Source organism: Streptococcus sp. HMSC36C04 (assembly GCF_001839535.1).
Taxonomy (GTDB): Bacteria; Bacillota; Bacilli; order Lactobacillales; family Streptococcaceae; genus Streptococcus; species Streptococcus hominis.
Genome location: NZ_KV841566.1, coordinates 17,964 through 27,838, shown reverse-complemented (window position 1 = coordinate 27,838; position 9,875 = coordinate 17,964). Strand labels below are relative to the sequence as shown.

At 38.8% G+C, this 9,875-nt stretch carries 9 protein-coding genes; 3 read left to right on the top strand and 6 right to left on the bottom strand.

Features of this window, described 5'->3' with window-relative positions; all coding sequences use genetic code 11:
• Nucleotides 1-345 precede the first annotated feature (345 nt).
• From mraY to rsmH, 4 genes are read right to left on the bottom strand one after another with little or no spacing between them, the layout of a single operon-like run.
• The gene (gene mraY / locus HMPREF3249_RS00730; RefSeq protein ID WP_049533333.1) at nucleotides 346-1,329 is read right to left on the bottom strand and encodes a phospho-N-acetylmuramoyl-pentapeptide-transferase; all 984 of its coding nucleotides are present in this window, start codon (nucleotides 1,327-1,329) and stop codon (nucleotides 346-348) included.
• A 1-nt stretch (nucleotide 1,330) separates the two neighbouring features.
• Nucleotides 1,331-3,586, bottom strand: coding sequence for a penicillin-binding protein PBP2X (pbp2X, locus tag HMPREF3249_RS00725; protein ID WP_059221155.1), 2,256 nt, complete (start codon nucleotides 3,584-3,586; stop codon nucleotides 1,331-1,333).
• 3 nt (nucleotides 3,587-3,589) lie between these two features.
• Nucleotides 3,590-3,910, bottom strand: coding sequence for a cell division protein FtsL (gene ftsL / locus HMPREF3249_RS00720; RefSeq protein ID WP_070867440.1), 321 nt, complete (start codon nucleotides 3,908-3,910; stop codon nucleotides 3,590-3,592).
• A gap of 8 nt (nucleotides 3,911-3,918) precedes the next feature.
• On the bottom strand, nucleotides 3,919-4,869 hold the full coding sequence (rsmH, locus tag HMPREF3249_RS00715) for a 16S rRNA (cytosine(1402)-N(4))-methyltransferase RsmH (RefSeq protein ID WP_059221157.1): 951 nt from the start codon (nucleotides 4,867-4,869) through the stop codon (nucleotides 3,919-3,921).
• A 149-nt stretch (nucleotides 4,870-5,018) separates the two neighbouring features.
• On the opposite strand from rsmH, the gene HMPREF3249_RS00710 reads away from it, so the two are divergent.
• From HMPREF3249_RS00710 to HMPREF3249_RS00700, 3 genes are all read left to right on the top strand, one after another.
• Nucleotides 5,019-5,207 carry a helix-turn-helix transcriptional regulator gene (locus HMPREF3249_RS00710; RefSeq protein WP_049516887.1) on the top strand — a complete coding sequence of 63 codons (189 nt, stop codon included), beginning with the start codon at nucleotides 5,019-5,021 and terminating at the stop codon, nucleotides 5,205-5,207.
• A 268-nt stretch (nucleotides 5,208-5,475) separates the two neighbouring features.
• A complete protein-coding gene (locus HMPREF3249_RS00705; RefSeq protein ID WP_059221159.1) occupies nucleotides 5,476-6,831 on the top strand; it encodes a TrkH family potassium uptake protein in 1,356 nt (451 codons plus the stop codon).
• Between the two features lie 11 nt (nucleotides 6,832-6,842).
• Nucleotides 6,843-7,508, top strand: a complete 666-nt coding sequence (locus HMPREF3249_RS00700; protein WP_049516889.1) for a potassium channel family protein — start codon at nucleotides 6,843-6,845, stop codon at nucleotides 7,506-7,508.
• Between the two features lie 52 nt (nucleotides 7,509-7,560).
• Here the strand turns inward: HMPREF3249_RS00700 and HMPREF3249_RS00695 are convergent, their stop codons facing one another.
• Entirely contained in the window at nucleotides 7,561-7,818 is a 258-nt protein-coding gene (locus tag HMPREF3249_RS00695) for a DUF896 family protein (protein WP_003025937.1), read from the bottom strand.
• 15 nt (nucleotides 7,819-7,833) lie between these two features.
• A complete protein-coding gene (glyS, locus tag HMPREF3249_RS00690) occupies nucleotides 7,834-9,873 on the bottom strand; it encodes a glycine--tRNA ligase subunit beta (RefSeq protein ID WP_059221161.1) in 2,040 nt (679 codons plus the stop codon).
• Nucleotides 9,874-9,875 lie beyond the last annotated feature (2 nt).

Sequence of the window (9,875 nt, the reverse complement as noted above, 5' to 3'; positions counted from 1 at the left end):
AATAAATGTTGCACTTATTCTTGCAATTTATCAAGTTAAAAAATAAGCCATTCTACTTTATGAAGATAGCAACTACTCCCCTCCTTCAACTAAATATTGAACCTATTATACACTTTTTTCGTATAAGTACAAGAAAAATCATGATTTTTTAATATATTTTTCGGATTTTCTGCTATTTAAAAACAAAAAAAGAGACATCCAGAGATAAAATTTACATTTTTTAGTTTCTAACCCCATCTCTCAGAGGGGTGGTTATTCAGCAATCTAGAAGGCTAGTGAGGTAGGGACGAAGTTTTCGTCACAAAAAAGCGAGGCAGAAATAATATTGTCCCCGCCTCGTTTCTCTTATAAATATAAAATTGCAAGTGTTAGTAAGCTAGCTACAAGACTAATGCCCCAGAAAAAGAAATCGACCTTCCATTCGCTCCAAGCTTTACCATGTCCTGACAAACCACCTAATTCAAAATGATGATGAACTGGTGTCATCCGGAAAATCCTTTTACCACCGGTCAATTTGAAATAAGAAACCTGCATCATGACCGAAGTTGTCTCAAAGACATAGACAATTCCAATGATGAGAAGCGTCCATTCTTGATGAAGCGCCATCGAAATGGCTGCTAACATACCGCCAAGCGCTAAGCTCCCTACATCACCCATAAAAATTTTAGCTGGTTTATGATTGAAAATGAAGAAGGCAAGCAGACCGCCAATCATACTCAAAATGACAATTAAAATATCAAAACGATGCTGAACAGTCGCAATAACTGCATAAGCTGCTAAGCTGATTGTAACAGAAATGCTAGCTAACCCATCAATACCATCTGTTAAATTGACTGCGTTGGAAAAACCGACCAGCCAAAAGAGGGCAAAAGCGATATAAAGATAACCTAAATGAACTGGGAAACCAAAAACATTGAGTAAGTCACCGCCACCATGAGTATCAAAGAAAAAGTAAAAAACAATACCACCAATAATTTGAAGAACCAATTTTTGTTTGGGATTTAAGCCTTCATTTATTTTGCGAAAAATCTTTAAAAAGTCATCCAAGAAACCAACAATACCGTACAAAACAAGAATAAACAATATCATCAAAGCAGCGCTTGAGAGTTCTCTTGATATAAGTGCAATCACAAAACTGGACAAAACGGAGGCTACCAAGAAAACAGTCCCACCCATGGTTGGAGTTCCCGCTTTTGCTTGGTGCTGCTTCACATCCTCGTGCATTTGTTGTCCAGAAATATGAGCTTTATGATAAAAACGAATAAAAGCAGGTATTCCAACCAGAGTTAGAATAAAGGTCACAACACCTGCAACGATAGCTTGTAACATGCTAATCTCCTAATGTAATTGTTATTTCTTTTATTTTCTTGAGTGATGCGTTGGTTTTGACACTTTGGGCAACGACCTTAGAGCCTTTACCCTTAACATGCACTTTTAGGCCCAACCATTCACCGAATGTTTCAGCATTTTTCTTGGTCCAACCGTACATATCCGGCATTTCAGTAAAGTGATCTGTTAAGACAAGGATTTGCTGATTGGATTTCAGTGCTTCACCTGTTCTTACAGAAACTTTCTTAATATTTTTACCAGTACCTAGGATAATAGGTTGTACAAGATTGCGCCGTAACTCATCTGCTAAATCACCAGGGCTGGTATTTTTAGTAGATGGCATTTTATAAGTTATTTCTTTTGAAACTGACTTTAAAACAGGTGATTGCGTCGTCAAGTTCAACGTATCCTTCATCGCTGCAGCTTCTTCTAACACCGGATTGACCACCTCTTTCCAGAAGATTGGTTGGAAAGATTCTGAGGGCTGTTTCAGAGTTACATACATGATAAAATCAGGATTTTCTGCTGGTGTCATTGCCACAACAGAATAGATGTAATCATTTGCCCCTGTCAGATAACCACTGCCATTTTCTCCTGCAATCTGCGCTGTACCGGATTTAACTGCCACATTTTGATTAGGCACTTTGATAATCGGACCTTCTGCCTTGCTATATAATGTTCCGTAAATAGGATCTGTACCGACAGTCACCATATGGTCTCTCGTTGACTTAGCGGCATCTTTGGAAACGGGGTGCCCGACAATTTCTGTAGAAGCCTTACGCGCACTCCCGCTTTTGGAATCATAAATGGCACTGATGAATTTTGGTTCAACCATTACACCATCATTGGCGATAGAAGAAAAAGCACGTAACATTTGTATTTGAGTAACCGAAATTCCTTGACCAAAAGCACTCATTGCATACGTAACGATATTATCTGCTGGAAGACCGCCGTAATCTTCATAATTCATTCCAAAGCGTGTAGGTAGTCCAAATTTAAACTTGCTAAGATAGTCTAGCCATTTTTCGTCACCCATTTTTTTCTCAAGAGAAGCCATTCCCACATTACTAGAAAGAGCAAAACCTTGAGCATAGGTTAATGTCTGTCCTTCAGAAAGTCCCATATTGACATTCCAGTCTCGAATCGTTACATCCGCAATTTGTAAGCCACTATTATTATACGTTTCATTTTCTGGGAAAGTGTTATTGTCTATAGCTGCAGCTAGTGTCATGACCTTCATCGTTGAGCCAGGTTCATACTGATTTTGATAGAGAGCACTAGACCAAGCAAAGTCTTTTGTCAGATCTTGCTTCGTATCAGCATCAAAACTTGGACGCTGCGTCGTTGCAAGAATTTCTCCAGTTTTTGCACTGACTAATGTGGCACTGGCATAAGTTCCCTTAGCTTTTTCCACAAAAGCATTCATCCGCGTTTCAAGGAAAGACTGTAGGTCTGAGGATAAGGTTGTATAAACATCTTTTCCATCTTGTGTTTGCCTTGAAACCTTGTCTGAGCCCGGTACTATATTTCCATTTTTATCTTTTTCATAGGTGATGACACCATTTGTTCCGGCTAACGTCTTGTTTAAAGCAGCTTCTAAACCTGTTGTTCCAACAAGTGTTTTACTACCATCTTTATTTTCTTGTAACTGAGCCAATCCAACAAAAACAGAAGCAAAATTCCCATTTTTATAGCTTCTATTTGGACTAGTTGTGAAATCAACTCCCTTTACTTTTGCTTTTTTCAATTCCTCACGAATGGTATTCATATTACTATAACTGATACCATTCCCTTGAGCACCAAACGAAACTTGTTGTAATTTTTTTCGAGATAGTTGTTTTTTGACGTAGTCCTTATCCATACCAAGATACTTGTTAAATACATCAGCTACCTTATCGTATTGAGATTCTTCTACATAGAGAATTTCTCCTGTTGCTGACTTATAGCTTTTATCAATAACAGCATAAACATTATAAGAAGTTGCATCTTCAGCTATTGGCAAACCATTACGGTCATAAATAGTTCCACGTTTAGCTGGGACGATCTTTGTGATTTGATGCACTTGACTTGCCTGTTCAGCTAAATTCACACCAAACTTCTTTCCCGTTCCAATGATAATTGCAAAATTGATTAGGAAAATAAAAAAGACAAAAACCGTCAAAACGCTTAGATTTTTCCCTACTCGTCTACGGTTGTAACCAGGATTCCTACGATTTTTCAAAGCATGGTTTAAAATTCGTCTTCTGAGTCCATTCATGCTCTACTCCGCCGTTCTGATATTTTCATTATTCTGAGTCATTTCCTGTGAACTTGCTAATTTTGACAAACGTTCACTACGAATCAATTCGTTTACTTCTTGTTTAGCATCATCTAGTTCTGTGCGCTTTGCTTCAATTTTTGAATTGACAGTTGTTAAATCACGTTGCACCTGCAATAATTTTGTTTGCATAAAGACAACGCTTGTCGCTAAGATAACTGCCGTAAAGACTATAGCGCCATAAAATGCCTTTTCAACACGAGAAAATCTTTGGATACGCGCCTGAAGTATCTGACTAGTCGTTCTTGGTCTATTATTTGCCATCTTAATCCTCACTTATGTACTTTTTGCGCTACACGCAGCTTGGCTGAATGCGCGCGATTATTGTTATCTAGTTCTTCTTTACTTGGTAAAATAGGTTTTCGAGTAACCAATTTCATTTTAGGTTGTAAATCCTCTGGAATAAATGGTAAGCCTTTCGGCACATCCACTGTTGATGCCTCTTTAAAAAGTTGCTTGGTCAAGCGGTCTTCTAACGAATGAAAAGTAATCACAGAAATCCGCCCATCAACCGCTAACAAATCCATCGCCTGTTGAATGGACTCGTCTGCCGCTCCCAACTCATCATTGACCTCAATACGAATGGCTTGAAAAATCTGTTTAGCTGGGTGACCTTTTTTCTTTAATTCCTTGGCAGGCTTAGCAGATTTAATAATCTCTGCCAACTCCGTAGTGGTTTCAATCGGTTTCTTTTCACGCATTTGCTCAATTTTACGAGCAATTTGTTTTGAAAACTTATCTTCTCCATACTTAAAAAAAATCCGCACTAAATCATGATAGCTATATTGATTAACTACTTCATATGCTGTTAGCTTTGCCTCACGATTCATTCGCATATCAAGCGGAGCATCTTGTTTATAGGAAAAGCCACGCTCACGCTCATCAAGTTGCGGACTCGAAACTCCTAAATCATAACAAATACCATCAATTTCTTCAACACCCAGCTCATTCAAGCGAGCTTTTAAATGACGAAAATTGTCATTGATAAAAGTCACCATTCCTTGTTCAACATACGACGCTAAGCGTTTTTGAGCATGCTCAATAGCAGTCTGATCTTGATCAAAAGCATATAGATGACCGTTTTTCCCTAATTTACTCAATAAATATTCACTATGTCCTGCTCCACCTAATGTTGCATCAACATAGACTCCATTTGGTTTTATATCAAGTTGATCAATGGTTTCGTGCAGAAGAACTGTTACATGATGAAATTCATTTGTCATATCTTTACTATTATACCACAAAGATTTAAAAAAAGAATTTTAGAATCATGTAAAGTTTTTTGTCAATTATATTTGACATATTTCACAAGTATATTTATAATAAAAGGACAAAAGTCACTTATATTTGACACTAGGATAAGGAGAAATGCATGAATCACGTGAAAGATTTCCGAAAAAATCTAGGACTCTCGCAACTAGACCTTGCCAAACAAATCGGCGTTTCGCGGCAGACAATTAACATGATTGAAAACAACAAATATAATCCCACACTAGAACTTTGCATTAACCTAGCACTAGCTTTGAAGACAGACCTAAACACACTTTTTGGGAACAAGTAAAAAATAGAAAGGCTACATTCAAATGAAACTTCAACAATACAAAAAAATTATCTTACCTCTTCTAGCTATTCTCCTTATCATTTCCTTCTACTTTTTCTTCACCTTGACAGATCCGATATTGTTTTGGGTAGATGTGGCAGTGATTGCTGGTTGCATATTTTTCGGTCGAAAACTTTTAAAAAAGGACTAGACTTCTTACGCCTTCCTTCTCGTCTTTTAAGCTGCTTTGTGGTAAAATAAAGTCATTATTCTATGAAGGAAATTACAAATGTCACGTTTTTTATCAAGATTATCTCCTGCTAGGCGCATTTTATTGAGCTTTGCCCTTGTAATTGTGGTGGGCTCTCTTCTTTTAAATCTGCCTATTATGCAGACAGCGACTTCTAAAGCTAATTATTTTGACCACCTCTTTACATCAGTTTCAATGGTTTGTGTGACGGGGCTTTTTACGCAGTCTGTTGCAGATACTTACAATGTTTGGGGACAGATTATCTGTATGCTCCTCATTCAGATTGGCGGATTGGGGCTGATTAGCTTTATTGGGCTGATTTATGTCCGCTCCAATCAGAAACTCAGTTTTTCCAATCGTACTACTTTACAAGAAAGTCTTAGTCGAGATGAGACAAATTCTATTCGCGACTTTCTTCGCTCCATTTTTCTCATTACTTTCAGCATTGAAGCTCTTGGAGCATTTATCCTCAGTTTTCGCTTTGTCCCCCTTTTAGGATGGGGAAAAGGACTTCTAACCTCCATTTTCCTTGCTATCTCTGCATTTTGTAATGCTGGATTTGACAACTTAGGAAGCACTAGCTTGCTAGCTTATAAAACAGATGCCTTGGTCAATTTGACCATTGCTGCCTTGATTATCATGGGAGGCTTGGGTTTTTCAGTTTGGTTTGACTTAAAAACAAATATCCAGACAAAAGGACACAAGCGGAAATTACGCTTTCACACAAAATTGGTTCTTGCTTTAACAGCTTTCATCTTAATCAGTGGAACCTGCTTGACATTTCTAACAGAATACCAAAATGCAGCTACGATTGGGCAACTTCCTTTTGGAAAAAAACTGTTAGTCAGCTTCTTTCAAACTGTCACCATGCGGACAGCAGGCTTTGCAACGATTGATTATACACAGGCTCGCCCAGTCACATTGCTCCTTTATATCATTCAAATGTTTCTAGGGGGTGCTCCCGGAGGAACAGCGGGCGGGCTGAAAATTACCACTTTTTTAGTTGTATTAGCTTTTGCTCGGACAGAAATTCTTGGCTTGCCTCATACTAATTTTGGACACCATACGTTTTCTCCCTCTACCATTCAAAAAGCCTTTAGTGTCTTGATTGTCTTTACAACAACCTTTATCATTGGCTTGACTTTTTTGACTATGGTTGCTGATAACGGACATCGTTTTATTTACTTAATGTTTGAAGCCATGTCCGCTCTTGGAACGGTGGGCGTAACGGCAAATCTAACACCTACTTTAAATCATGCTGCCTTAACGGTGATTATGTTTTTGATGTTTATCGGACGTATCGGACCATTGACCTTAATTGTCAGTCTTTCCAATCGAAAACCGAAGAAAAAAGACACAATTAAATTTGCCAATGCAAATATTATTATTGGATAGGAAGGAATCTTATGGATAAACGAACAATCGGTATACTAGGGCTGGGAGTTTTCGGTCGCAGTATCATTAACACACTTCGCAAATACAACTGCGATATTATCGCTGTCGATGACCATGAAGATGTCATCAATCATTTTGAACCCATTTTAGCGCGAGGTGTGGTCGGCGATATTACAGACCATGATTTGCTTCAGGCGGCAGGGATTGATACCTGTGATACGGTCGTGGTCGCTACTGGAGACAATCTAGAATCGAGTGTCCTTGCTGTTATGCACTGCAAATCGTTAGGCGTTGAAAAAGTAATTGCCAAGGTGAAAAGTAAAACAACCAGAGAAGTCTTGCTAAAGGTTGGAGCAGACCGCTGCATCTCCCCTGAGCGTGAAACAGGAATTTCACTTGCAAAAAATATCCTGCATCAAGCTACGACTGACGTCATTGAACTAGATAAAAATGTATCTATTATTGAATTTTATCCACCTCAGTCTTGGATTGGTAAAAATTTAGCTCAATTAAAACTTCGTCAAAACTACAACCTCAATATCATTGGTTTTCGAGAAACGCCCAACGGTGTTCTCAACATTGATACATCACCTGACTATACCTTTAAAAAGGACGAACTGTTGATGGCGGTTATTGACAGTCAAACATTTGACCACTTTGAAGATATTACAAAATAGATGAACAAAAAATTGCTGAGAGACATTTCTCAGCGATTTTTTGTTACCTTTATTACGAATTTGGGTCATCCAAACTTCGACCGTGCAAACCTTTTTCACGTTGGACTTGGCGAAGTTTTTCTGGCGTGATGTCATTTCCCTCTTCATCCACAATTTTAATCCCTTCAATGTGGTGGCGAACGCTACGACGATAGCCTTCAATGTATTCTTCACGCAATTTAGCTTGCTCTACTTTTTCTTCTGGCGTTAGGCCAACTGTTTTTTTCTTTTTGGCAAGTTCATTGATGCGTTCAATTTTCTTTGGTTCCATTTTTCCCTCCTTGGATTATTTTGTATTGATTTGGTTAAATTGTGCCACTTTTTTGGCTTTCGTCATTAAGGCAACTAAGAGTGCCAAACGATTTGCTCGGATTGCTTCATCTTCAGCCATAACCATAGTATTGTTAAAGAAATCATCAATCACTGGACTTAAAGCGAAGAGTTGCTCAATATTATCTGCTAAGTCATCAGATAACGTTAAGTTTTCTACTGCTGCATGAAGAGCTTTTTCTTCGGCATTTTCAAAGAGGCTCTCGTCCACAACACCAGCCGTTTCTGCTTTTTCTGCCAAGTTAAAGACACGTGCTAAACTTTCGACCGACGATTTGAAAGAATCTTCTTGTGCTTTTTCTGCCAAAAGACTTGCTGCTTCAACCAAGTCCCGCACAACAAACGTTGAACTATTTAAAACAGAAGACACGATATCTTTTGGAACATCGCTGTCCATCATTTTTTCAATACGTGCACGGAAGAAATCAAGCACTTGTTCTTTATTGCTATATGTGAGACTGTCAAATTGCAGCGCATAAATCTCTTCTATCAATTCATCTAAAGCAATGTGCCAACCAAATTTATCCAAAATGCGCACGACACCTTGCGTTGCTCTACGAAGAGCATAAGGGTCATTTGAACCGCTTGGAATGAGTCCGACTGAGAAAAAAGAAAGAATCGTATCCATCTTGTCTGCAATGGCTAAAATGGCACCAATTTTCGTGTCTGGCAATTCACCATCACTGGCAGTTGGCAAATAATGCTCCCGAATGGCTTTAGCTACTGCTGTGTTTTCTCCTGCAAGCAGGGCATATTTTTCCCCCATGATACCTTGCAGCTCATCAAACTCACCAACCATACCAGTCAACAAATCAAACTTGTAAATAGCTGCAGCTCGCGCTACGTCTTTCATTTCTTGCTTAGATAACTGAGCTTTTTCTGCTAAAAGGGCTGCAATTTTTGCTGTTCGCTCCATGTGCTCTGCTAGAGAGCCGATTTTTTCATGGAAGGTCACATTTTTCAACTTTTCAACCAAATCAGAAATAACCAATCGTTGGTCTTCGCGCCAGAAAAATTCTGCATCTTCCAAACGAGCTACCAACACTTTCTGATTCCCTTTGACCACATTTTCGAGATGTTCTGCATTTCCGTTACGTACCGATACAAAATATGGAAGTAGCTTGCCATTTTCGTTACGAACAACAAAGTAGCGTTGATTGACTTTCATGGAAGTCACAAGGACTTCCTCAGGTACATCTAGGTAACGCTCGTCAAAACGTCCGATAAAAGCGGTTGGGTATTCAATCAAATTCAGCACTTCGTCCAGCAAATCTTCGTCAATCTCCACATGAACATTGTGCATTTTCTCGATTTCTTTGATTTGATCCAAAATCATGTTTTCGCGTTCCATTGGGCTGGCAATGACAAAAACTTTGCGCAAGTCCTCTTCATAAGAATCTGCTGACTGAATCTTCACTTCATGACCGAGAAAACGATGACCCCGACTTGTCCGTCCGCTTTCAATATCGAACAAATTCATCAAAAAGGACTCATCGTCCAACAACACAGTTAGGGTATGAACGGGACGGATATATTCAAATGTATTGCTCCCCCAGTGCATATTGACCGGAAAGCTTAGTGAAGTCAGCACATCAACAACTCCGTCAATCAATTCTTCAACAGGTTTTCCGATTTCTTGCTTGGTCACATAGACATATTCTTCGCCTTTGATGTCACGAAATGTGATATCTTCAACCGTCAAGCCTTTTCCACGAACAAAACCTTGCGCGGCTTTGGTGAAATTTCCCTCTGCATCCAAAGCAATCTTCTTGCTTGGACCTTTAAAATCTTCTGTTAAGTCCGTTTGCTTCTCACTTAAATTGGACACGCGCACAGCCAAGCGACGAGGAGTTGAAAACATTTCAATCTTATCAAAAGTTAAACGATTGTCTGTTAAAAAGGCTGCCATTTTATCACGTAATTGCTTCATACTTGGTGTTACGACATAGGCCGGCATTTCTTCCAGCCCTAACTCAACCAATAAATTCTTTGTCATTT

Bases quoted from the DNA above. Each gene is read 5' to 3' on its own strand.
- mraY (WP_049533333.1), bottom strand. From the start codon at position 1,329: ATGTTACAAGCTATCGTTGCAGGTGTTGTGACCTTTATTCTAACTCTG.
- pbp2X (WP_059221155.1), bottom strand. From the start codon at position 3,586: ATGAATGGACTCAGAAGACGAATTTTAAACCATGCTTTGAAAAATCGT.
- ftsL (WP_070867440.1), bottom strand. From the start codon at position 3,910: ATGGCAAATAATAGACCAAGAACGACTAGTCAGATACTTCAGGCGCGT.
- rsmH (WP_059221157.1), bottom strand. From the start codon at position 4,869: ATGACAAATGAATTTCATCATGTAACAGTTCTTCTGCACGAAACCATT.
- HMPREF3249_RS00710 (WP_049516887.1), top strand. From the start codon at position 5,019: ATGAATCACGTGAAAGATTTCCGAAAAAATCTAGGACTCTCGCAACTA.
- HMPREF3249_RS00705 (WP_059221159.1), top strand. From the start codon at position 5,476: ATGTCACGTTTTTTATCAAGATTATCTCCTGCTAGGCGCATTTTATTG.
- HMPREF3249_RS00700 (WP_049516889.1), top strand. From the start codon at position 6,843: ATGGATAAACGAACAATCGGTATACTAGGGCTGGGAGTTTTCGGTCGC.
- HMPREF3249_RS00695 (WP_003025937.1), bottom strand. From the start codon at position 7,818: ATGGAACCAAAGAAAATTGAACGCATCAATGAACTTGCCAAAAAGAAA.
- glyS (WP_059221161.1), bottom strand. From the start codon at position 9,873: ATGACAAAGAATTTATTGGTTGAGTTAGGGCTGGAAGAAATGCCGGCC.